Source organism: Maricaulis parjimensis (assembly GCF_016817355.1).
GTDB classification, from domain to species: Bacteria; Pseudomonadota; Alphaproteobacteria; order Caulobacterales; family Maricaulaceae; genus Maricaulis; species Maricaulis parjimensis.
Genome location: NZ_JADOTT010000001.1, coordinates 616,552 through 638,637, shown reverse-complemented (window position 1 = coordinate 638,637; position 22,086 = coordinate 616,552). Strand labels below are relative to the sequence as shown.

At 64.9% G+C, this 22,086-nt stretch carries 19 protein-coding genes; 2 read left to right on the top strand and 17 right to left on the bottom strand.

All coding sequences use genetic code 11. The annotated features are described in order from the left end of the window. Positions 1 to 24 precede the first annotated feature (24 nt). From lnt to I0K07_RS02865, 12 genes are all read right to left on the bottom strand, one after another. On the bottom strand, positions 25 to 1,614 hold the full coding sequence (gene lnt, locus I0K07_RS02920; protein WP_203291168.1) for an apolipoprotein N-acyltransferase: 1,590 nt from the start codon (positions 1,612 to 1,614) through the stop codon (positions 25 to 27). Beyond that, the gene (locus I0K07_RS02915) at positions 1,611 to 2,513 is read right to left on the bottom strand and encodes a transporter associated domain-containing protein (RefSeq protein ID WP_203291167.1); all 903 of its coding nucleotides are present in this window, start codon (positions 2,511 to 2,513) and stop codon (positions 1,611 to 1,613) included. The genes lnt and I0K07_RS02915 overlap by 4 nt, the downstream gene beginning before the upstream one ends. Positions 2,514 to 2,539: 26 nt before the next feature. Beyond that, positions 2,540 to 2,992 carry an rRNA maturation RNase YbeY gene (gene ybeY, locus I0K07_RS02910; RefSeq protein ID WP_203291166.1) on the bottom strand — a complete coding sequence of 151 codons (453 nt, stop codon included), beginning with the start codon at positions 2,990 to 2,992 and terminating at the stop codon, positions 2,540 to 2,542. Then, positions 2,989 to 4,023, bottom strand: coding sequence for a PhoH family protein (locus I0K07_RS02905; RefSeq protein WP_203291165.1), 1,035 nt, complete (start codon positions 4,021 to 4,023; stop codon positions 2,989 to 2,991). Before I0K07_RS02905 ends, ybeY begins: the two co-directional genes overlap by 4 nt. Next, positions 4,020 to 5,390, bottom strand: coding sequence for a tRNA (N6-isopentenyl adenosine(37)-C2)-methylthiotransferase MiaB (miaB, locus tag I0K07_RS02900; RefSeq protein WP_203291164.1), 1,371 nt, complete (start codon positions 5,388 to 5,390; stop codon positions 4,020 to 4,022). Before miaB ends, I0K07_RS02905 begins: the two co-directional genes overlap by 4 nt. 109 nt (positions 5,391 to 5,499) lie before the next feature. Beyond that, positions 5,500 to 6,792 carry a TCR/Tet family MFS transporter gene (locus I0K07_RS02895; RefSeq protein WP_203291163.1) on the bottom strand — a complete coding sequence of 431 codons (1,293 nt, stop codon included), beginning with the start codon at positions 6,790 to 6,792 and terminating at the stop codon, positions 5,500 to 5,502. A gap of 27 nt (positions 6,793 to 6,819) precedes the next feature. After that, the gene (locus I0K07_RS02890; protein WP_138510921.1) at positions 6,820 to 7,239 is read right to left on the bottom strand and encodes a Fur family transcriptional regulator; all 420 of its coding nucleotides are present in this window, start codon (positions 7,237 to 7,239) and stop codon (positions 6,820 to 6,822) included. A gap of 37 nt (positions 7,240 to 7,276) precedes the next feature. Then, positions 7,277 to 7,738, bottom strand: a complete 462-nt coding sequence (gene rimI, locus I0K07_RS02885) for a ribosomal protein S18-alanine N-acetyltransferase (protein WP_203291162.1) — start codon at positions 7,736 to 7,738, stop codon at positions 7,277 to 7,279. Next, positions 7,735 to 8,385, bottom strand: a complete 651-nt coding sequence (gene tsaB / locus I0K07_RS02880; protein WP_203291161.1) for a tRNA (adenosine(37)-N6)-threonylcarbamoyltransferase complex dimerization subunit type 1 TsaB — start codon at positions 8,383 to 8,385, stop codon at positions 7,735 to 7,737. Before tsaB ends, rimI begins: the two co-directional genes overlap by 4 nt. Positions 8,386 to 8,394: 9 nt before the next feature. Beyond that, positions 8,395 to 9,027, bottom strand: a complete 633-nt coding sequence (locus I0K07_RS02875) for a malonic semialdehyde reductase (protein WP_203291160.1) — start codon at positions 9,025 to 9,027, stop codon at positions 8,395 to 8,397. A 103-nt stretch (positions 9,028 to 9,130) separates the two neighbouring features. Then, positions 9,131 to 9,700, bottom strand: coding sequence for a NifU family protein (locus I0K07_RS02870; protein WP_203291159.1), 570 nt, complete (start codon positions 9,698 to 9,700; stop codon positions 9,131 to 9,133). Positions 9,701 to 9,769: 69 nt separating this feature from the next. After that, on the bottom strand, positions 9,770 to 10,246 hold the full coding sequence (locus I0K07_RS02865) for a universal stress protein (protein WP_203291158.1): 477 nt from the start codon (positions 10,244 to 10,246) through the stop codon (positions 9,770 to 9,772). 77 nt (positions 10,247 to 10,323) lie between these two features. On the opposite strand from I0K07_RS02865, the gene I0K07_RS02860 reads away from it, so the two are divergent. Beyond that, entirely contained in the window at positions 10,324 to 10,884 is a 561-nt protein-coding gene (locus I0K07_RS02860; protein ID WP_203291157.1) for a hypothetical protein, read from the top strand. Here I0K07_RS02860 and I0K07_RS02855 read toward each other — a convergent pair. The 5 genes from I0K07_RS02855 to mutS form a co-directional block, all read right to left on the bottom strand. Further along, positions 10,881 to 11,435 (bottom strand): copper chaperone PCu(A)C, encoded by a 555-nt coding sequence (locus I0K07_RS02855; protein WP_203291156.1) that lies wholly within the window; start codon positions 11,433 to 11,435, stop codon positions 10,881 to 10,883. The genes I0K07_RS02860 and I0K07_RS02855 overlap by 4 nt on opposite strands. A 66-nt stretch (positions 11,436 to 11,501) precedes the next feature. Further along, complete coding sequence (gene trpS, locus I0K07_RS02850) at positions 11,502 to 12,542, bottom strand: tryptophan--tRNA ligase (protein ID WP_203291155.1); 1,041 nt, start codon at positions 12,540 to 12,542, stop codon at positions 11,502 to 11,504. Between the two features lie 58 nt (positions 12,543 to 12,600). Beyond that, positions 12,601 to 14,145: a murein biosynthesis integral membrane protein MurJ gene (murJ, locus tag I0K07_RS02845; RefSeq protein WP_203291154.1), complete on the bottom strand. Its 1,545-nt coding sequence runs from the start codon at positions 14,143 to 14,145 to the stop codon at positions 12,601 to 12,603. Positions 14,146 to 14,151: 6 nt separating this feature from the next. Beyond that, a complete protein-coding gene (locus tag I0K07_RS02840; protein WP_203291153.1) occupies positions 14,152 to 16,962 on the bottom strand; it encodes a [protein-PII] uridylyltransferase in 2,811 nt (936 codons plus the stop codon). 34 nt (positions 16,963 to 16,996) lie between these two features. Next, the gene (gene mutS / locus I0K07_RS02835) at positions 16,997 to 19,696 is read right to left on the bottom strand and encodes a DNA mismatch repair protein MutS (protein WP_203291152.1); all 2,700 of its coding nucleotides are present in this window, start codon (positions 19,694 to 19,696) and stop codon (positions 16,997 to 16,999) included. 99 nt (positions 19,697 to 19,795) lie between these two features. On the opposite strand from mutS, the gene I0K07_RS02830 reads away from it, so the two are divergent. Continuing rightward, positions 19,796 to 22,084 carry an NADP-dependent malic enzyme gene (locus I0K07_RS02830; RefSeq protein ID WP_203291151.1) on the top strand — a complete coding sequence of 763 codons (2,289 nt, stop codon included), beginning with the start codon at positions 19,796 to 19,798 and terminating at the stop codon, positions 22,082 to 22,084. Positions 22,085 to 22,086: the final 2 nt, after the last annotated feature.

Here is a 22,086-nt window from a genome sequence, read left to right as displayed (position 1 = left end):
CACATTCGTTTCATGGGTGCGATATCAGGCCCGGCGCCGGCCGATATGACGCTGGAACAGCACGGCAGCGATCGTGATCAGGCTGGCCAGCCAGGCCGGCCAATCCCCCCAGATCATGTAGGGCGGGGCCTGGACCGCCACCGGCAGGGACACATCGGTGACACCCGTGACGTCCGGCGCCACCTCCACCCGGGCGCGCCCGGCCGCATCCACCACGCCGGACACGCCGCGCGAGGCCGATCGCACCATGGGCAAACCGGTTTCAATGGAACGGTAGCGGGCCTGGTTGAAATGCTGTTGCGGCCCCGCCGTCGCGCCGAACCAGGCATCATTGGAGACATTGAGCAGCCAGGCCGGACGGTCCGGCATGTCCCGGACAAAGCCCGGGAATATGGCCTCATAGCAGATCAGGGGCATCATCGGCGGTGCGCCAGTGAGCTCCAGCACGGACGCAGCCGGTCCCGGCGTGAACTGATAGCGGGTAAACTCGTCAAACCCGATCAGGCTCAGGAACCAGGACATCGGTACCATTTCACCGAAGGGTGTCAGCCGGACCTTGTCGTAGAGGCCCTCCACCCGGGGCGAACCGGAAGCGAAACGCATCACGGCGAGGGAATTGTAATAGGCCGCTCCGGATTCCAGACGGGCCCGGCGATTGACGCCGGCGATCAGGATCTGGCCGCCATCCAGCGCCTCGCCGATCCGGCCGAGCGTGTCGCCATCCTCCAGCATGAAAATCGGCAGGGCCCCTTCCGGCCAGACGACATGCGACACAGCGTCCAGGCCCGGTTCGCCGGTCAGTTCCAGATAGCGGTCGCGGGCGATCTCGCCGCCTTCCGGCCCCCATTTCTCCGCCTGGCTGAGCCCGGCCTCCACGAGACGGATGCGGACATCCGGCTGCAGCGCATCCGGCATGGCCGACAGGCGCAGCGCCCCGAAACAGACCAGGACCAGGGCCATCGCACCGGCCGCCATGAGCGGCATGAAACGGGTAACGCGAAAGCGCGAGCCGAAGGCGACGGCCGGCGCGGCCAGCATGTACACCGTCAGGAAGGTCAGCCCGTAGACCCCGGCCCAGGCTGCTGACTGGCTGACCAGTCCGCCGGCCGACCAAGTATAGGCGGGCAGATTCCAGGGCAGGCCGCCGAAGAGATGGCCGCGCAGCCCCTCGCTCAGCGTGATCACGGCCGCAAAGACCAGGACCCGCCATTCCGAGCGCTGCGCGATCGAGACATAGAGCACGCCGGCCAGGCCCCAGAAGATTGCCAGCAGGGCGGCAAAACCGGGCAGGGCAATGGGGACCAGCGCACCATAGCCCGGCCCGCGCGTGAAAAAGGCAAAGGCGATCCAGAACGTCCCGGCCAGGAAGAAGCCGAAACCGAAGAGGAAGCCGCGCATCAGGGCGGAGCGAAGCGGGCGGTTTGTGCGGCGGGCGCCGTCGAAGCTCCACAGGAGAAGGCAAAGACCGGCCATGAGGGCCGGCCAGAAGTGGAGCGGGGCCATGGACAGGGCCGAAACCGCACCCGCCAGGACCAGGTAGAGCCGATGGCGCCAACTGCGCCGCGCCGCGAGCCAGGCCCGCGGACGCATGACGGAAAGGCGGCGCCAATTCATGATGCCGGTCCGGCTCCGCCTTCTTCAGCGGACTCCTCACCCGGCGCAGGCGCTTTGGGCTTTTTCGACGGGGCCCGGACCCGCATGCGCTTGATGCGGCGGCTATCCGCTTCCAGGACTTCGAATTCATAGCCCGTGGGATGGCCGATGACTTCACCGCGTTCCGGCACACGGCCGATCAGGGTGAAGACCAGGCCGCCCAGGCTGTCGACATCCTCGTCTTCATCCTCGGCGGCGATCTCCTCGCCCACCACGCCTTCGAAAACATCGATCTCGGCACGGGCATCGACATCCCACACGCCCGGACCGCGGGCGCGGATCAGGGGCGAATCCTCATCATCATGCTCGTCCTCGATATCCCCGACGATGGGCTCGATCAGGTCTTCCAGCGTCACCAGACCATCCGTGCCACCATATTCGTCGACGACGAGAGCGAGGTGCATGCGCCGGCCCTGCATGCGGCGCAGCAGATCCGTCGCCTTCATGGAAGGCGGGGCGAACAGGAGCGGGCGCGCGATCGAGGGCAGGACTTCCTTGGTCAGCCAACCGGCGGGGCGACGGCCCGAAGCCGGCGGCGCCAGATGGGCGACCACATCCTTGATGTGCACCACACCGACCGGGTCATCCAGCGTTTCCCGGTAGATGGGCAGACGCGAATGGGCCGCTTCGGCGAAGATCTTGGCCAATTCCCCCAGCGGTGTGGAGACTTCCACGCCGACAATATCCGCACGCGGCACCATGACATCGGCCACGCGCAATTGGTCGAGGGCATCGGCCTCGATGGAGGGATGGTGAGCAGCGGGAGCCGGAGCCGCCACCGGTTCGGCTTCGGTACGGCCCAAGAGGCGGTCGATCAGGGAACGGCGCGGGGCCGGACTGGCGGGATTTGCGTCAGCCATGGGTCACCCCGTGCGGGCATATTCGGTCATTCGGCATAGGGATCGCTGATACCCAGCCGGGCCAGCGCCCGGCGTTCAAGGTCTTCCATCTGTTCGGCTTCATCATCGTCCTGGTGATCATACCCTTGCAGGTGCAGGAATCCATGCACGATCAGGTGCCGCAAGTGATCATCTACGGAAATCTGTTTCTCGGCAGCCTCGCGCGCAACCACACCCCAGGCCAGGGCGATGTCACCGAGATGATTGTCGGCATGCTCACCGGCCGGAAAGGAGAGGACATTGGTCGGCCCCTCCTTGCTGCGGAAACTCTTGTTGAGCTGGGCGACAGCCTCATCACCGGTCAGCAGCACGGCCACGACACCGGGATGAATGTCCTCGATCTCGCACTGGGCCGCCGCAATGGCGGTTTCCGCCAGGACGGTCTTGCCGTCCAGCTGGTTCCAGGCGTCATCCTCGACGATCAGATCGACTGCGTTCATTGGTCCCGAGCGCCGCCCGCAGCTCTGCGGGCATCTTCCTCATAGGCTTCCACGATCCGGGCGACCAGATCATGCCGGACCACATCAACACGCGAAAAGCGTGTGATGGCAACACCTTTGGTGTTCTTCAGCAGGTCCAGCGCATGCGGCAGGCCGGACGGATCGCGCGGACCCAGATCGACCTGGCTGGGATCGCCCGTCACGGCCATGCGCGAGCCTTCGCCCAGGCGGGTGAGCACCATCTGCATCTGGGCGCGCGAGGCATTCTGGGCCTCGTCGACAACAACAAAGGCGCGATTGAGGGTCCGGCCGCGCATGAAGGCGATCGGTGCGACCTCGATCCGGCCATCCTCACGCATTTTCTCCAGCTGGTGGCGGCCCAGCGTGTCGGCCAGCGCGTCCCAGACCGGCAGGAGATAGGGATCGACCTTCTCGTTCAGATCACCCGGCAGGAAGCCGAGCTTTTCGCCCGCCTCGACCGCCGGTCGCGTGATGATGAGCTTTTCCACCTTGTGCTGGACCAGAAGCGAGGCGCCATAGGCCACAGCCAGCAGGGTCTTGCCGGTCCCGGCCGGACCGACACCGAAGATCAGGTCATAGGCCTTGTCATTCTTCAGATTGCGCACGTATTCGCGCTGACCATCCGTGCGGGCAATCAGGCTGGAACCGCGCGGCACGCGGATCACCCCATCATCCGGTCCGGCCTCGGTTTCGTCCTGGTCGAGCATGCGCAGCGCAGCCCGGACGGCCGCCTCGTCACAGGTCAGACCGTGTTCCAGACTGTCATAGAGACGGCGGATCACCCGCTTGGCGTCATGGCGGGACGCCACATCCTCACCGGAAATCACGATCTGGCCGCCGCCGGGTGCGGACAGGCGCACATCCAGCTCCTGCTCGATCATGATCAGGAAACGGTCACCCGCTCCGGCCAGACCGCGCAAGCGTTCGGCATCATCAAAGAAAACGGTTTCGGAGGCCTGGCGTTTCGGCTTGGCCGCGCGGGAGCGGGACGGGTTTTTCGCGGCGGTCACGCGGCGCTCCTCTCCCCGTCCACAAGCTGGCCGGTCAGGGCATTGCGCGAAGCCGCCTCGATGCGGACATCGGCAATCTGGCCGATCAGGCTGGCCGGACCGTCAACATGGACGGATTGGAGATAGGGCGAGCGGCCATGCAGCTGGCCATCCTTGCGGCCGGCCTTTTCAAACAGGACGGGCAGGGTGCGGCCGATCTGGCTTTCATTGAAGGCGATCTGCTGCTGGTTCAGCAGGTCCTGCAGAACGGCCAGGCGTTCGGTTTTCACCGCCTCGTCGATCTGGTTGAACATCGCCGCGCCCGGCGTGCCCGGACGGCGCGAATACTTGAAGGAGAAACAGGAGGCGTAATTGACCTGGCGGACCAGGTTCAGCGTGTCCTCGAAATCCTTGTCGGTTTCGCCCGGGAAGCCGACGATCATGTCGCCGGAAATGGCGATGTCCGGACGCGCAGCGCGCAGGCGTTCGATGATGGCGAGGTATTCCTCGGCCGTATGCTGGCGGTTCATGGCTTTCAGGATCTTGTCCGAGCCCGACTGAACCGGCAGGTGGAAATAGGGCATCAGTTTGGGCGTGTCGGCGAAGGCCTGGATCAGGTCCTCCTCCATGTCGCGCGGATGCGAGGTGGTGAAGCGGATGCGCTCGATCCCGCCGATCAGGGCGAGATGACGGACCAGCTGGCCCAGCCCCCAGGGACCGTCAGCCTCACGGCCCGACGGAGCCTCGCCGTGATAGGCGTTGACGTTCTGACCCAGCAGGGTCACTTCGCGCACGCCCTTGGCGGCCAGGGCACGGACTTCCGCGACGACCTGGTCGACCGGGCGGGACCATTCGGCACCCCGCGTATAGGGCACGACACAGAAGGTGCAGAACTTGTCGCAGCCTTCCTGGACCGTGACGAAGGCCGTATAGCCGTCTACCTGGCGGTCATTGCCCAGCTTGTCGAACTTGTCCTCGACCTCGAATTCCGTGTCGAGCGCTTCACCGCGGGCGCGGTGGGTCTGGGCGATCAGTTCGGGGAGCTTGTGATAGGTCTGCGGACCGACGACGAGATCGACGACCGGGGCGCGCTTCATGATTTCCGCGCCCTCGGCCTGGGCCACACAGCCAGCCACCGCAATCGTCATGCCGCCGGAGGCCGCCTTCTCTTCCTTCAGCGGGCGCAGGCGGCCCAGTTCGGAATAGACTTTCTCGGCCGCTTTCTCGCGGATGTGGCAGGTATTGAGAATGACCAGATCCGCGCCATCCGGCTCTTCCGCCGGCTCATAGCCCAGCGGCGCCAGAACATCCCGCATCCGTTCGGAATCGTAGACATTCATCTGGCAGCCATAGGTCTTGATAAACAGGCGTTTGCGCGTCGAACTCATGAAACCTTCCAAACCGCAGTCGCGGCATGTCCTTGCAGCCTTCTCCGGTCATTGCCCGGGAAGCCGGGCGTTATGATGGAAATGGGGCTTTCGCGCAAGGCCCGCAAGACTAGTCAGCCTTGGCGATACCCGGCGGCGTGGCGGTGTCCATGACGTGGTCCGGATCATCGCCGGCTTCCGGACCCGGATCATGCTTGCGCGCACCCAGGGCAATCGCGAGCGCGATCAGCGTCAGGATGGAAGCCATGGCGAAAGGTGCACCGGCGAAAGTCACCGCGCTGCCTTCTTCGGAGAAATGGGCAAAGACACGCGACATGGTGAGCGGGCCGATGATCATGGACAGGCTCTGCAAGGCGGTCATTGCGCCCTGGAGTTCGCCCTGGGCATTGGGCGGCACGATGCGGGACATCACGCCCTGCAGGGCCGGCTGTCCGATCCCGCCAAGCGCCCCGAACGCGATGACCGCGTAGACCATCCAGCCTTCTGTCGCCAAGCCAAAGCCGAGATAGCCGATACTGCCCAGGATGAGGGAGAGGGTGATGGCGCGCCATTCGCCCAGCTTGGGGACGAGGATGCGTGTCAGCCCGCCCTGGACCACGGCGGAGGATATCCCGACCGCCATCAGGGAGAGGCCGCGCTCTGCCGCATCCCAGCCGAATTTGAACTCGGAATAATAGGTCCAGATGGCCGGGTAGACGGCGTGGCCCAGCAGCATGAGGAAGACCGAGCCCATCATGATGAGCACGGCGGGATGCTTGCGCATATGCCAGAGCGAGCCGAAAGGATTGGCGCGGCGGATATCGAACTTGCGGCGGTTTTCCGGCTTCAGGGATTCCGGCAGGACGAAGAGGCCATAGACGAAATTCACCCCGGCCAGGGCGGCCGCCGCGAAGAAGGGCGCGCGCGGACCGAAGGCATCACCCAGGAAGCCGCCAATCGCCGGTCCCAGGATGAAGCCGATCCCGAAGGCGGCCCCGATCATGCCGAAACGCCCGGCCCGTTCAGCCGGCGGGGTGATGTCGGCGATATAGGCATTGGCCGTGGAATAGCTGGCCCCGAAAATGCCCGCCAGGATGCGCCCGACCAGCAGCAGCCAGAAATGCGGCGCAAAGCCCATGATCATGTAGTCGATCGTGAAGCCGGCCAGCGCCGCCAGCAGCACGCGCTTGCGGCCGAACCGGTCCGACAGACCGCCGACGATCGGCGCGAAGAAGAATTGCATCGCCGCATAGCTGGACATCAGCCAGGCGCCCAGAACCACGGCCTGGTTCGATTCCAGCCCGGTCAGCTCACCGATCAGGTCCGGCATGACCGGAATGATCAGGCCGAAGCCGATCATGTCGATCAACACGGTGACAAAAATGAAGATAAAGGCGTGCTTGCCGGGCTGGCGGGCAGACATGGCGGCTCCTCGGGGAGGCCGGGACGCTTAGTCCTCGGCGCTCTTTAGGGGCACGCCGTAAAGCTCGAGGCGGTGATCGACAAGCTTGTATCCCAGCTTGCGGGCGATCGCTTCCTGGAGCGCTTCGATCTCTTCATTGACGAATTCGACGACTTCGCCTGATTTCAGGTCGATCAGATGGTCGTGGTGCTCGTCGCCCACTTCCTCATAGCGCGACCTTCCGTCGCGGAAGTCGTGACGCTCGATTATGCCGGCTTCCTCGAACAGGCGGACAGTGCGGTAGACCGTGGCGAGGGAAATCCGGGAGTCCTCAGCGGCCGCACGGCGGTGCAATTCCTCGGCATCGGGATGGTCATCCGACGCAGACAGGACCCGGGCAATGACGCGACGCTGGTCGGTCATCCGAAGGCCTTTGGCAACGCAGAGTTTCTCGATACGGTCCGGCATGGGCGTCTTCCTTGTCTCTGCGTTCACAGATAGGCGGTCACGCCCCGTCCTGTCCACTTCCCTGCAGCGTTTTTTCCAGCACCAGCGCGTCGGTTCCGTCGGCATAATAGCCATGGCGCTGTCCGATCTGGCGAAAACCGGCCCGGTCATAGAGCGCCCGGGCCGCCGTATTGGCTGTGGAGACTTCCAGAAAGACGCGTGTGACACCGGTCCGGACCAGGACATCGGCCATGGCATCCAGCAAGGCCCGCCCGGCCCCGCTACGGCGCAGGTCCGGATGCACGGCAATGGTCAGGATTTCCGCCTCATCGACCGCCGAGCGCACGAGGACAAAGCCGCCCATCTCATCACCGTCATAGGCCGCCAGCGCCAGCGAGGCCGGCATGTGGAGCAGAGAAGCGATCTCGTTGGCCGGCCAGGGCCGGTCGAAACCGGTGGCATGGATCGCGGCCAGCCGCGCCGAGGAAGCGGGCCCGACCTGCTCGATGCGCAAGCTCATGCCGTCTCCAACCCGCCGGGAAGCTTGGCATCCGGCGGACGGGCATAGAAGGGCGAGGGCTTGTCCCTGTCGGCGCTGGCCAGAGCACCGCAATCGAGCAGGGCGACCAGGTCGAGCGTCTCGATCCCGGTTTCGGTCAGGCCCGTCTCCGCCAGCAGGCCGGAGGCGGATCCGGCCAAGCGGCCACCGCCCGTCGCGAGATCGGCAAGGGTTTCGCGCGCCTCCGGCAGGCTGAACCGGACCGGTTCGGACGGCGCATCGCCGCCGCCCGGCCAGACCTGGAACACGACTTCACCGCGCTTGGCGTCATGGGCCACGACGAGCGGTGTCTCCATGCCCGCCTGGTGCGCCATCACGGCCAGATTGGAGATGCCGACGGCCTGTGCCTCGCAGGCCAGGGCCAGACCCCGCGCAAAGGCGGTCGCCACACGCGTGCCGGCAAAACTCCCCGGGCCGGTCGCCACAGCGATCCGGTCGAGCTGTTGCGGCTGGAGCCCGGCTTCAGCGAGCAGGGACTGAACCATGGGGGCCAGGCGCTCGGCATGGCCCCGCCCGATCGTCTCGCAGACCAGGACGTCCGCCTGGCCCGGCTGGCGCAGGGCGACGGAACAGTCCGGACCGGTGGTGTCGATGGCGAGCAGGATCATGTCTGCCCTTTAGAGGATTTTGGCGGCCTCGTCGAAGTCCAGACGCGGCAGGCGCGGGAAGAGGTTTTTCGTGGTGCCATAACCCAGATTGATCAGGATGTCGGACTTCCAGGTCTTCATGTCCTGATCATTGGCGAAGAATTCCGCATCCAGCTTGGCCGGGTCGAAGCCGGTCATCGCACCGGTATCCAGGCCCAGGGCGCGAGCCGCGATGATCAGATAGGCGGCCTGCAGCACGGAATTGCGCTTGCCATTGGCCAGCGTGGATTCCGGCGCCGTGAACCATTCCCGGGCGCCCGGATTGTGCGGCATGAGCTGGGGGACTTTCTCGTAGAACTCGGTATCCCAGGCCAGCACGACCGTTACCGGGGCGGCCATGGTCTTGGCGCGATTGCCTTCACTCAGACTCGGCTCCAGACGGGCCTTGGCGTCCGCAGAGCTGATGAAGAGGAAGCGGGCCGGACTGGAATTGGCGCTGGTCGGGCCCATGCGCAGCGTATTGTAGAGCGTTTTCAGCGTCTCTTCAGAGACCGGGCGGTCGGAGAAATCATTATAGGTCCGCGCCTCGGTCAGGATTTGCTTCAGCGCATCCGCCGGGATCGGATCATTATGGGTGGGCTTTTCGGTCAGCTCGGTGGACATCACAGACTCCGTCAGTGTGATTTTCGTTGCAGCAAGACATAATGCCTCGGCATTCGAATTAGAATTTCTGATTTGGAAAAAGACTTCAGCCGACAGCCCGCGTCTATTCGACCGCTTCCACCGACTGGATTTCCGGGATGTAGTGTTTCAGCAGGTTCTCGATCCCGGCCTTCAGCGTCATCGTCGAGGACGGGCAGCCGGCACAGGCACCGCGCATTTTCAGCCGCACCACACCGCTATCAGCCAGATAGGAGTGGAAGAGGATATCGCCGCCATCATTGGCGACGGCCGGACGGACCCGCGTATCGATGAGATCAATGATCTCGCGGATCACCTCGGCATTGGCGCCGTCATCCTCGTAGCCGGCATGACCGGTTTCTGACGGCCCGTCCTCCACGATCGGCCGGCCGGACTGGAGCCCGTCCATGATCGCACCCAGGAGGAAGGGTTTGATGTGATCCCAGTCGAAATCATCCGTCTTGGTGATGGCGATGAAATCCTCGCCGAAAAACACACCGCTCACACCGTCGATCAGGAAGAGGTCGGCGGCCAGCGGCGAGGCGTCGGCATCCTCGGCGCTCTCGAACTCGCGCGGCGCATTGGGTGAAATCTCCCGCCCGGGCAGGAATTTCAGCGTGTTCGGATTGGGCGTCGCTTCGGTCTGGATAAACATGGCAGGGCCTCCTGACCCGCGATGTGGCGCGAGACGGCGCCCAGATCAACCATTTCCCGCGTGGGGTTATCAGACGAGCGCGTCGATCTCCTCCGGCGTCATGTCGCCGGGAACCACCGTCACCGGCACAGCGCGGCTGGAAAACAATCCCTTGCCCCGGGCCAGGGCCGTGACAAGCGGGCCCGGTCCTTCGCTGGCCCTGGCCGCCGCCAGAACGAGGAGGGAAATCAGCGGGTCATCTTCCAGCATCTGGCTGATCACGGCGCGGATCTCGCCCTCACGCAGCAGGAGTTCGGGACGTTCTCCCGTCACCGCCTCGGCATCCTCGGCCATGGATTCCAGCAGGGTTTCCGCCGCACTTTCTGCTTCGCGCTTGGCGGTTTCGGCAACGCCGATCCAGTGATTGAAATCGGAGGGCTGGTGCGTGGCCAGGATGGAGACATGCGCCCCCGTGGCCTGGGCCCGGCGCGCAGCGAAATAGAGGGCCGTGCGGCACTCTGAGCTGTCGTCGGCAATGACGAGGAATTTGCGATCACTCTGCGGCATGCGACCCGAGTTTGGCGGCTTGCTGGCGACTCGTCCAGCAAATGCTGTTAAGCCGCCCGCATGGGGGAGGCACAGATATGGCCACACATACCGATCGCCGCAATATCCGGTCGCAAACATTGCAGTTCTCGATCACGGAAACCGCCCTTGTCTGGCGGACCGAGACTGGCGAATGGGGCGGTGACATGCCGCTGGACCAGATCCGCCGCGTCCGGCTGGCGGTCGAGATGGCGGGCCAGTCCAGCCAGGTCGTCTGCCGTGTCACCGATGCCGAGGGCCAGGAAGCTGTGTTCGGCTCAATGCAGTGGACCGGGCCGGGCGCCTGGACCTCAACGGCCGACACATTCCGCCCCTTCCTGACCGCACTTCACACGGCCCTCGCCCCGCATGACGACCAGGTCGATTATCTGGAAGGCCCGTCCCTGACCTTCACCATCATCATGTTTGCACTGGGACTGATCCTGGCCGCGATCAGCGTGGCCGGCCTGATCATCATTGCCGGTTTCCAGGAAAACCCGATCGGCCTGGCCCTGATCGGGGGGATCGGTGCCGGGGCCTGGCTGATGTGGGTGTTCCTGCCCAAACCGCCCGCCCGGTACAATCCGGGGATCTACCGGGCCGAGCCGGAAGCCGGCTAGTCGGCCGACGGGCCCGACAGGCCAACGGCAAAGCGGACGGGAATCTCGCCGGAACGCTCGAAAACCAGCACGCCTTCGACCGTGTCGCCATCCACCACGGGTGCGAGGCCGAACACCATGAGATGCAGACCACCCGGCGCGAAGACCAGCGTATCGCCGGCTTCCAGCGTTTGCGGACCGACGGCCCGCATCTGCATCATGCCCTGATCATTCATCGTATGGCCGTGCAGCTCGACGGAGGCTGCGCCCTCGATCCGTGCGGCCACGAGGCGATCCGCCGAACCCCCGGCCAGACGGGCCGTGAAATAGGCGGCCGTGACATCCCGGCCCTGCGGGTGCGGACGCATCCAGGCGGCGGTGACATCAACGACCGGCATCACGCCATCATCCGGCAGCGGGGCCAGCTCAGCCTCACCGCCGTCATGCCCCGCATCATGCGCCATCGCGCCATGATCCATGGCGGCATGCTCGCCCTCCATCGCAGCGTGATCGTCATGGCCACCGCAGGCGGTGAGCATGAGGGCAGAAGTCAGGATGAGGGCAAAACGCATGTCAGTCTCCGGGGTTGCACCCAAGGGCATAGCCCGGCGGCGCGCGCCGGGCCATGCGACATGGGGTCATGCGTGCCAGAAACCGATGATCTTCTTGGTTTCCTCGACAATCGGGTCCGCGACAGCGCGGGCCTGTTCGCCACCCTTGGCCAGGATGCGGTCAATCTCGGCCTTGTCAGAGATCAGACGGCGGAATTCGTCGGAAATCGGCGCCAGATACTCCACGGCGACATCTGCCAGGGCCGGTTTGAAGGCACCAAAACCCTGACCACCGAATTCAGCCAGGACGTCCGCCTTGGTCTTGTTGGCCAGGGCGGCATAAATGCCGACCAGATTGTTGGCTTCCGGCCGGTCCGCCAGGCCGGCTTCCTCGGAGGGAAGCGGTTCCGGATCGGTCTTGGCCTTCTTGATCTTGCGGGCGATCATGTCGGCATCATCTTCCAGATTGATGCGCGAATTGTCGGACACGTCCGATTTGGACATTTTCGACGTGCCATCGCGCAGGCTCATGATGCGGGCGCCCGGCCCCTGGATCACCGGATCGGTGAGCGGGAAGATGGCCTCGCCCTTGCCGTGGTCACGATTGAAACGGGCCGCGATGTCCCGGCACAGTTCCAGATGCTGTTTCTGGTCTTCACCGACCGGCACATGGGTGGCCTTGTAGACCAGGATGTCCGCCGCCTGCAGGACCGGATAGGTGAACAAGCCGACCGAAGCCCGCTCTTTGTCCTTGCCCGCCTTGTCCTTGAACTGGGTCATGCGCTCGAGCCAGCCCAGACGCGCCACGCAATTGAAGATCCAGGCCAGTTCGGCATGGGCCGGGACGGCAGACTGGGCGAAAATCGTGCTCTTTTCCGGATCGACACCGGCCGCGATATAGGCCGCAGCGGCAGCACGGACGGCGTCCGGCAGGGTCGCCGGGTCGTGCGGCATGGTGATCGCATGCATGTCGACCACGCAGTAGAAGCAGTCCTGACTGCCATCTTCCTGCAAGGACACCCAGTTCTTCAGCGCCCCGAGATAATTGCCGAGATGCAGGCGGCCGGTCGGCTGCATGCCGGACAGGACGCGTTGCGGACCTTTGTAGTCGGTGGGCGTTTCACTCATGGGATGGGCCTTGCTGAATAAATGTGGAAAGGCGTGTTACCCAGCCCGGCGCTTGGCTTCAAGAGCGCTTGAGCGCGCCGCGCACCTCGGAAAGCCGCAGGGCGCCAGTCAAAAGCGACGCCAGACCGAACACACCAAGCCCGGCGAAACAGATCGCGAGCAGGGCCAGGATCGGTGAATTGAGGACATAGGGCAGGACCAGGCCGGAATGCCGGTCGGCATAAAACAGGAAGACCCCCATCACCACACTCGCAGCACCGATGCGCGGCAAACGATTGAGCAGGCGCTTGTCAGGATCCAGCAGGCCGCGCCGCCGCAAGGTGACAGCGAGCAGGAGTGTGTTGACCCAACCCGCGACCGAAGTGGCAATCGCCAGACCGGCAAAGCCCAGCGGCCCGAAGAAGAGGCTGAGCCCCAGCGCCAGATTGATGGCCACGCCGATCGTGGCGAATTTCATGGGCGTGACCGTGTCTTCCCGGGCGAAGAAGCCAGGCGACAGGACCTTGATCAGGACAAAGGCCGGCAGTCCGACGGCAAAGGCTGTCAGGGCCTGGCCCACCATGATGGCATCCTGGGGCGTGAAGGCATCGCGCTCATAAATGCCCTCGGCAATGAAGACCGGGATCACGCCCAGCGCGACCGCAGCCGGCAGGGTCAGCGCCATGGAAATTTCCAGCGCCCGGTTCATCGCATTGCCGGCGGCCTGCATATCGCCGGCCTTGAGGCGTCCGGTCAGGGTCGGCAACAGCACCACGCCCATCGCGATCCCCACCACGCCGAGGGGCAGCTGATAGAGGCGGTCGGCATAATAGAGCCAGGAGCGCGCGCCCTCCTGCATGGTGGCGATCGAGGAGGTGACCAGGATGTTGATCTGGGTCACGCCAGCGGCCAGCGCGCCGGGTACGCCCAGCAGGATGAGACGCATCACGTCCGGGGTCATGCGCGGCAGCTGGAAGCGCAGGCGGATGCCCGTGGCGCGGCAGGCGGCATAGAGCCAGACCAGCTGGGCCAGGCCGGACACGGTGATCCCGATCGACAGATGCAGGGTGAGGTCCTGACCGCTTGCCGGCGAAAACCAGAGAATGCCCACTAGGGTCACATTCAGCAGCATGGGGGCCGCAGCCGCCACAGCAAACTTGCCGTGGGAATTGAGCACGCCGCTCAACATGGCGCTGAGCGACATCATGAAGAGATAGGGCATGGTGATCTGGGTCAGCAGGACCGCCAGGCCGAAAATATCCGGATCACCGACAAAGCCCGGTCCGAGCAGATACATCAGCCAGGGCATGATGATCTGGGCCCCGACGACCAGAACCAGCATGGCCGCCATCAGCATGGCTGCGACATCGCGGGCAAACTTTTGGGCGTCGGTCAGACCCTCACCTTCCAGCTTGCCGGCATAGAGCGGCACAAAGGCCGAATTGAAAGCGCCTTCGGCGAAGATCCGGCGGAACAGGTTGGGGAATTGGAAGGCTGTGAGAAAGGCGTCCGTGACGGCTCCCGCCCCCAGCGCGCGGGCCAGCAGGATCTCGCGCACAAGGCCAAGAAGCCGGCTGCCCAAGGTCATGACGCCGACAACGGCCGAAGATCTCAAAAGACGCATGCGGTCCTACCTCAGAACACTGGCCTTGGCCCGGGCAATGCCGCGCTGGGCCGCCTTCTTGTCGAAAGCGGTCTCATTCTCGCTGAACACGGCCATCAGGCCTTCGCGGACACGTTCCGTGACGGCCTCATCTTCCAGCTTGCCGCCCTCATGTGTGACGTAGAACACGTCTGTCGCCCGTTCGCCATACCCGTCAATCTGGGCTGAGGTGAGCGCCAGGTTTTCATCGGCCAACACGTCCGCCAGATCAGCCAGCAGGCCTGGCCGGTCGCGGCCCGACGCCTCGATCACGGTGGCATTCTCGGCGATCTCATTGGACAGGGTCACGGCCGGGGTCACGCGGAAGGCCGCATCGCGGCGCGCCAACGGGCCGCCCTGACGGCGGCGCACGGTCAGCTCGCCGGTCGCCACTTCGCGCAGATAGGCCACCAGGGCCTGGCGCTGGCGCTCATCCTGCTGGCCATAGGGCTGACCGGCCGCATCCTGGATGTAGAACACGTCGAAGACCTGGCCGGACACAGTGGTGTTGATGGTCGCGCCGACGACATCAGCGCCCATTTCGGCAAAGGCCGCGACGAGATCGGCAAAAACCCGGTTGCGGTCCGGCGACCAGATCATCACTTCCGTCGCCGAACGGCGGCGGTCGACGCGCACGCCGGCCGAGGTGTGCTCACCCTTTTCCCAGGCATTGCGCACGAAGGCCGCATGGCGGAAGCGGTCTTCCTGACCGAAGGAGACCCAGTAGGGGTCCGGCAATTCAGCCACCCACCAGGCAGCGAAATCCGGATTCATCCGCTCCAGTCGCGGGCGGATCCGGTCGCGCTCGGTCTGGGCATTGTCTGCCAGGCCCTGGCGCGCCGCTTCCAGTGCGTCGCCATCGCTGGCCAGTACGGTTTCCGTGGCCGCGTACAAGTCGCGGATCAGCTGGGCCTTCCAGCCATTCCACACGCCCGGTCCGACGGCGCGGATATCCACCACGGTCAGCACGGTGAGCAGGCGCAGCCGTTCCAGCGAGCCCATCGCCGCGGCAAAGTCGGCCACGGTGCGCGGATCCGACAGATCGCGGCGCTGGGCGGTATCACTGAGCAGGAGGTGGGAGCGGATCAGCCAGGCGACCAGCTCGCTCTCCTGATGACCCAGGCCGAGACGTTCACAGGCCGTCAGCGCGCGCAGGGCACCCTCCACGCACTGATCGCCCGACCCCTTGCCGGTATCGTGCAGAAGCACAGCCAGGTGCAGGGCGCGGCGGTTCTGGATCAGCGGGGTGATCCGGGTTGCCAGCGGGTGTTCTTCCGGGTGCAGCCCGTCCTCGATCTCGCGCAGGAATCCGAGCGCCTGCAGCGTGTGCTCATCCACCGTGTAGCGGTGATACATGTTGAATTGGGTGCGCGCGACGATATCGCCGAATTCGGGGATATAGCGGCCCAGCACGCCCGCCTCGGTCATCATGCGCAGCACGGCCATCGGGGCCGGTGCGTCGAGGAGGACCGCGAAGAAGGCGCGGGCCGCGCGGGGGTCACGGCGGAAATCATCATCGATGAAATGCAGGGTGCGGCCGATCCGCGCCACGGCTTCCGGATGCATGTCCAGCCGGCGTGAGGCGGCGACATGGAAGAAGCGCATGATCCGCACCGGTTCCTCGCGGATCTGGGTGGCATGGGCAAAGTCCAGCCGGCCATCGCGCACGATGAATTCGGCGACATCGGCATTCTCGTCCGCTTCCATGCTGGGCGGCAGGAAGCGGGCCAGGCCTTTCGGCTTGGACTTCCAGGCATCGGCTTCCAGCTTGGCGCAGACCAGGCGGGTCAGGGAGCCGACATCCATGGCGGTGCGGAAATAGCGGCGCATGAAACGTTCGACACCGCTTTCATCCTCGCCATCCTCAAAGCCCATGCGGGCCGCGATTTCCGGCTGCAGGTCGAAAGCGAGTTTCTCATCCTTGCCGCCGGCCAGTTCGTGCAAATGGAAGCGGACGGTCCAGAAGAAGTCATCGGCGGCGACATAGCGGTCGACATCCTCGACCGAGAGCAGGCGCGTGCCGACCCAGCGCTCGAACGCGTCGGCGCCGTACAGGAATTGCGCCAGCCAGCGCATGAGCTGGAGATCGCGCAGACCACCCTTGCCGGATTTCAGATGCGGCTCGACCGTGTAGCGGGAGCGGCCGGCCTTTTCGATCCGGGCATCGCGCTCGCGCAGCTTGGCTTCCACAAAGCCCTGCAGGTCACCCGCCACGACTTCCTCGCGGAAACGCTGGGCGAGGGACTGGGTCTGGGTTTCGTCGCCGGCCAGATGGCGCAGGCTGAGCAGCGCCGTGCGTTCGGAGGCGTCCTCCCGGGCCAGGTCCAGCGTCTCGTCAATCGAGCGGCAGGCCCCGCCGCCGACATCGATCTTGAGATCCCACAGGGCATAGAGCACCTGCTGCAGGAAGCGATCGGTCGTCTCGCTCTCACCATCCGGTTTGATCAGAAGCAGGTCGACATCGGACGCCGGCGCCAATTCGCCCGCCCCGAAACCGCCCAGGGCACACAGGGCGACACCGGTCGAACCCTCCGGATCCGCCGAGGCCATGGAGTCGAACAGAGCGTGGAGGCAGACACTGACCCCGTCAGCCAGCGTCTGGGCGGCCGCAGCGCCACCGCCCTGGCCGGACAGACGCGCGAAGGCCTGTTCCCGGAAGCGGTCCAGCGCCGCTTTCACCTGACCCAGTCCGGCCTGGCGGGCCGCTGGCGAATCCCAGCCATCCTGGGCCAGGGCAGCGGCCAGTTCCGCCCGCAATTTCAGGGCGTCGAGAGAGGCAGGCAGAACGGAGCGGGTCATGTCGGGGCCAATCTAGAGGGCACGGGTTAACGCGTCACGTCTTCTTGACCAGTCCCTTGAGCTCGTAAACGAGGTCGAGCGCCTCGCGCGGCGACAGACCATCGACATCGACCGGTCCCAGTCTTTCCTCCACGGCAGAGACGAGCGGTTCCGGTGCAGCGTCAGGCTCGGCGACCGCGAACAGCGGAAGCGTGTCCAACGCAGCCGAGGGCGCATTGTCCGATTCCAGGCGTTTGAGAATGGACTGGGCCCGGCTGACCGCCTTGCGGGGAAGACCGGCCCGGCGGGCAACCTCGATCCCGTAGGAACGGTCGGCCGCCCCGGGGCCCACCTCGTGGAGGAAGACCAGCTCGCCCTTCCATTCCTTGGCCTTGAGCGAGGCATTGCCGGCCGCGTCGAGGTCCTCCGACAAACGGGTCAGTTCGTGATAATGCGTGGCGAAGAGGGCGCGGCACTGATTGATCTCGTGCAGATGTTCCGCAGCGGCCCAGGCAATGGACAGGCCGTCAAAGGTCGCCGTGCCCCGGCCGATCTCGTCCAGGATCACGAAGCTGCGCGGTGTGGCCTGGTTCAGGATGGCCGCTGTCTCGATCATTTCCGCCATGAAGGTAGAGCGGCCGCGGGCCAGGTCATCGGCGGCACCGACGCGTGAATAGAGCCGGTCCGCTATGCCGATTTCCGCCGCTTCGGCGGGCACATAGCATCCTGACTGGGCCAGCATGAGAATGAGGGCGTTCTGGCGCAGATAGGTCGACTTACCCGCCATGTTGGGACCCGTAATAAAGGTCAAACGGGGCGCATTTTCCCCCGATCCATCCAGTTGGCAGGAATTGGGGGTGAACCGCCCCTCGCCACTGCGCTCGAGCGAGCGTTCGACCACGGGATGGCGGCCGGCCGTAACAGAAAACGTAAACGAATCGTTAACTTGGGGTCGGCAGGCCTGGGACTCCTCGGCCCATTCAGCAAGCGCAGCAGTGACATCAAATTCTGCCAAAGCCCGCGTGGCCGCACGGATCAGACCGGTTTCAGCCTCCACCCGGTCGCGCAATTCGTTGAAGGCCTCGATTTCCATCGCCAGGGCCCGGTCTGCCGCGCTGGCAATCCTGGATTCCAGCTCGGCAAGCTCGGTCGTGCTGAAGCGGACGGCATTGGCCATGGTCTGCCGGTGGATGAAGGTGTCATTCCCCATCAACGTGTCGGCATGCTTGGCCGTCACCTCGACAAAATAACCCAGTACATTGTTGTGCTTCACCTTCAGACCGGACACGCCGGTCGCCTCGGCATAGGTCTGCTGCAGACCGGCCACGATCCGGCGGGAGGCGTCGCGCAATTGACGCGTCTCATCCAGGGCGGGGAGCCAGGCTTCGGCGATGAAGCCACCATCGCGCGCCATGAGCGGCGGCTCGTCGACCACAGCACGTTCCAGATCATGGACCAGACCGGCCAGGGACGGCTTGTCGGCGAGGGTCAGAGCGTCGAGTGCGTCAGCGATCAGGGGCGGTGGCGTGTCCAGCTTTTCACCCAGAAGCCGCGACGCCATCGCCTCCCCCTCAAGCAGGGCACTGGAGAGGGATTTCAGATCCCGCGGACCGCCACGGCCCAGCAGAAGACGGGACAAGCCGCGCTCGGCATCGCCGGCCTTTTTCAGGCGATCGCGCAATTCCCGCCGCGCCGAAGCCTCGCGTTCGAACCAGGCGATGGCATCCAGGCGCGCCTCGATGTGGGCGACATCGGTGAGCGGACGGGCCAGGCGTTCCGCCAGCGCACGCGCGCCGGGAGCCGTGACCGTGCGGTCGATCGCATCGAGCAGGGAGCCTTTCCGCTCTCCTGACATCGTCCTGTCAATTTCCAGGCTGGCCCGGGTTGCCGGATCAATGGCCAGAACACTACCCTCACGGGCCTGGCGGGGTGGTGCCAGCTTGGCCGGAGCGCCGGCCTGGGACAGGGCCAGATAGTCCAGCAGAGCCCCCAGCGCGGAGCGTTCCGCCTTGGAGAAATCACCAAAGGCCGTCAGTTCCTGGACGCCGAACTGGGCCTTCAATTGCCGTTCCGCAGAGGCCACATCGAACTTGGCGCGCGGCAGGGGCGTCAGCGTAGCGCGACCCGCCATCGCAGCGGCTTCACCGAACAGGCTTTCCTCGACCAGGAGTTCCGCCGGGCTCATGGCAGCCAGTTCGGCAGCCATTGTGGCCGCGGACACGGCGGAGACCATGAACTCACCAGTCGACACTTCCGCCCAGGCAATCGCCGCTTCGCCGCTGGCCAGCCGCGCCAGGGCGGCGATGCGGTTGGATGACCGCGGATCAAGCAGGCTGTCCTCGGTCAGCGTGCCGGGCGTGACGATCCGGGTGATCTCGCGCCGCACCACGGCCTTGGACCCGCCGCGCGCCTTGGCCGCCTTGGGATCTTCAGTCTGCTCGCCGACCGCAACCTTGAAACCGGCCTTGATCAGGCGGGCCAGATAGGCCTCTGCCGTCGCCGCCGGGACACCACACATCGGGATGGGTTCGCCCTGATGCTCGCCCCGCTTGGTCAGGGCAATGTCCAAAGCCGCGGCCGCGCGCACGGCATCATCAAAGAAGAGCTCGTAGAAATCGCCCATCCGGTAAAACAGGAGCGCATCGGCCGGGGCCTGGCCCCGCAGATCGAGGAATTGCTCCATCATGGGCGTCGCCCCCTCCGCGGTGGGGAAGGTGCGATCTGCTGGAATCGGGAGCGTGGTATGGGCGTTCATGGCGCGGACGGTGGCGAGGTTTCGTGTTGCGTGCAAGGGTAGGAAGCGGCTAAGGCCCTACACAACACTTTCCTTCACGAAAAACGGGACATTTCGGGGATGAACGACAGAACCAGCCCAGTCGACGATCAAGAAGCGCTTGCCTTTCACAAGGAACCGGTTCCCGGCAAGCTCGGCCTGACGCCGACCAAACCCATGGCGACCCAGCGCGATCTCTCCCTGGCCTACAGCCCGGGCGTGGCCGCACCGGTGAAGGCCATCGCGGAAAACCCGGACGCGGTCTACGACTACACGTCCAAGGGCAATATGGTCGCCGTGATCTCCAATGGCACTGCCATTCTGGGCCTGGGCAATCTGGGCGCGCCCGCCTCCAAACCGGTGATGGAAGGCAAGGCGGTCCTGTTCAAACGCTTTGCCGACCTCGATGCCGTGGACATCGAGGTGGAAGAAGAAGACGCCGAAGCCTTCATCGAATGCGTCAAGCGCATCGGCAATACGTTCGGCGGCATCAATCTGGAAGACATCAAGGCGCCGGAAAGCTTCATCGTCGAACAGCGCCTGCGCGAACTGCTCGATGTCCCGGTCTTCCATGATGACCAGCACGGCACCGCCATCATCTCCGCGGCCGGCATCATCAATGCCTGTCACCTGACCAATCGGAAGATGGAAGACTTGCGCGTCGTCGTGAACGGCGCCGGTGCCGCGGGTATCGCCGTGCTTGAACTGCTCAAGGCAATGGGCGTGAAGCATGAGAATGCCCTGTTGTGCGACAGCAAGGGCGTGATCCATCCCGGACGCGACGGGCTGAACCAGTGGAAGGCGGCCCATGCCGTGGAAACCGACCGCCGCACCCTGGCCGAGGCCGTGGACGGGGCGGACTGCTTCCTGGGCCTCTCGGTCGCCGGTGCGCTGACCCAGGACATGGTCAAGACGATGGGCAAGGACCCGATCATCTTCGCCATGGCCAATCCGGACCCGGAAATCTCGCCGGAAGATGCCCGAGCCGTACGCGAGGATGCCATCATCGCCACGGGCCGGTCGGACTATCCCAACCAGGTCAATAACGTCCTCGGCTTCCCCTACATCTTCCGCGGCGCGCTGGATGTGCGAGCCCGCACCATCAATGAAGAGATGAAGATCGCTGCCGCGCGCGCTCTGGCCGCCCTGGCCAAGGAAGATGTGCCGGACGAAGTGGCCGCCGCCTATCACGGCCATCGTCCGACATTCGGCCGCGAATACATCATTCCCTCGCCCTTTGATCCGCGCCTGATCCATTACGTGCCGCCCTATGTGGCCCAGGCCGCCATGGATACGGGTGTCGCCCGCAAGCCGATTGCCGACATGTCGGCCTATCGCGCCTCGCTGGCCCGCCGCCTCGACCCGACCGCTGCGCTGCTGCAGCGGATCCAGGGCGCAGTGATGGGCCACGGCCGCCGTATCGTGTTTGCCGAAGGCGAGGAACCCTCGGTGATCCGCGCCGCCTATGCCTTCCAGAACCAGGAATTGGGCAAGGCTGTGCTGGTCGGCCGTGAAGAGATCACCAAGGCCAACATGCGCCTGGTCGGCGTGCCGGAAGATGCGATCGAAGTGGTCAATGCGCGCCTGTCCGACCGCAATTCGGACTATGCGGACTTCCTCTATGAACGCTTGCAGCGTCAGGGTTATCTGCGCCGCGATGTGCAGCGCCTGGTCAATAATGACCGGAATGTCTTCTCCGCCTGCATGGTGAAGCTGGGCGATGCCGACGGCATGGTGACAGGTACGACGCGCTCCTATGCAGCTGCCCTGTCCGATGTCTCGCTGGTGCTGGATCCGGCCGAGGGCCAGCGCGTGATGGGCATGTCCATCGCGCTCGCCAAGAACCGGACGCTCTTCATCGCCGACACGAATATCGCGGAATTCCCGGACAGCGAGGCCCTCGCCGACATTGCCGAGGAAACCGCGGCCACGGCCAAGGGTTTCGGCTTCACCCCGCGCGTGGCCTTCCTGTCCTATTCCACTTTCGGCAATCCGTCCGGCCAGCGCTCGGAAAAGCTCCAGGAGGCGGTTCGCCTGCTGGACGAGCGCGGTGTGGATTTCGAATACGAGGGCGAGATGAATGTCGACGTGGCGCTCGATCCGTCACACCGCTTCCTCTACCCCTTCTCGCGCCTGAAAGGCCCGGCCAATGTCCTGGTCATGCCGGCCATCCATGCCGCCTCCATCGCCACCAAGCTGCTGCGCGTGGCGGGTGGGGCGACCGTGATCGGTCCGATGCTGGTCGGCGTGGAAAAACCGGTCCAGATCGCCCGGCTGGGCGCTTCGGTCAGCGAGATCACCACCCTGGCCGCCCTCGCCGCCTACGACCCGGAAAAACACGAGGTCGAGACACCGATGGTGGCGGAGTAGGG

Excerpts from the sequence above, each read along its gene's own strand:
- I0K07_RS02860 (WP_203291157.1), top strand. The coding sequence starts at position 10,324 with ATGGCCACACATACCGATCGCCGCAATATCCGGTCGCAAACATTGCAG.
- I0K07_RS02915 (WP_203291167.1), bottom strand. The coding sequence starts at position 2,513 with ATGGCTGACGCAAATCCCGCCAGTCCGGCCCCGCGCCGTTCCCTGATC.
- tsaB (WP_203291161.1), bottom strand. The coding sequence starts at position 8,385 with ATGATCCTGCTCGCCATCGACACCACCGGTCCGGACTGTTCCGTCGCC.
- mutS (WP_203291152.1), bottom strand. The coding sequence starts at position 19,696 with ATGAACGCCCATACCACGCTCCCGATTCCAGCAGATCGCACCTTCCCC.
- I0K07_RS02840 (WP_203291153.1), bottom strand. The coding sequence starts at position 16,962 with ATGACCCGCTCCGTTCTGCCTGCCTCTCTCGACGCCCTGAAATTGCGG.
- I0K07_RS02830 (WP_203291151.1), top strand. The coding sequence starts at position 19,796 with ATGAACGACAGAACCAGCCCAGTCGACGATCAAGAAGCGCTTGCCTTT.
- I0K07_RS02890 (WP_138510921.1), bottom strand. The coding sequence starts at position 7,239 with ATGCCGGACCGTATCGAGAAACTCTGCGTTGCCAAAGGCCTTCGGATG.
- I0K07_RS02870 (WP_203291159.1), bottom strand. The coding sequence starts at position 9,700 with ATGTTTATCCAGACCGAAGCGACGCCCAATCCGAACACGCTGAAATTC.
- I0K07_RS02855 (WP_203291156.1), bottom strand. The coding sequence starts at position 11,435 with ATGCGTTTTGCCCTCATCCTGACTTCTGCCCTCATGCTCACCGCCTGC.
- I0K07_RS02875 (WP_203291160.1), bottom strand. The coding sequence starts at position 9,027 with ATGTCCACCGAGCTGACCGAAAAGCCCACCCATAATGATCCGATCCCG.
- lnt (WP_203291168.1), bottom strand. The coding sequence starts at position 1,614 with ATGAATTGGCGCCGCCTTTCCGTCATGCGTCCGCGGGCCTGGCTCGCG.
- murJ (WP_203291154.1), bottom strand. The coding sequence starts at position 14,145 with ATGCGTCTTTTGAGATCTTCGGCCGTTGTCGGCGTCATGACCTTGGGC.
- I0K07_RS02865 (WP_203291158.1), bottom strand. The coding sequence starts at position 10,246 with ATGCCGCAGAGTGATCGCAAATTCCTCGTCATTGCCGACGACAGCTCA.
- rimI (WP_203291162.1), bottom strand. The coding sequence starts at position 7,738 with ATGAGCTTGCGCATCGAGCAGGTCGGGCCCGCTTCCTCGGCGCGGCTG.
- trpS (WP_203291155.1), bottom strand. The coding sequence starts at position 12,542 with ATGAGTGAAACGCCCACCGACTACAAAGGTCCGCAACGCGTCCTGTCC.
- I0K07_RS02895 (WP_203291163.1), bottom strand. The coding sequence starts at position 6,792 with ATGTCTGCCCGCCAGCCCGGCAAGCACGCCTTTATCTTCATTTTTGTC.
- miaB (WP_203291164.1), bottom strand. The coding sequence starts at position 5,390 with ATGAGTTCGACGCGCAAACGCCTGTTTATCAAGACCTATGGCTGCCAG.
- ybeY (WP_203291166.1), bottom strand. The coding sequence starts at position 2,992 with ATGAACGCAGTCGATCTGATCGTCGAGGATGACGCCTGGAACCAGCTG.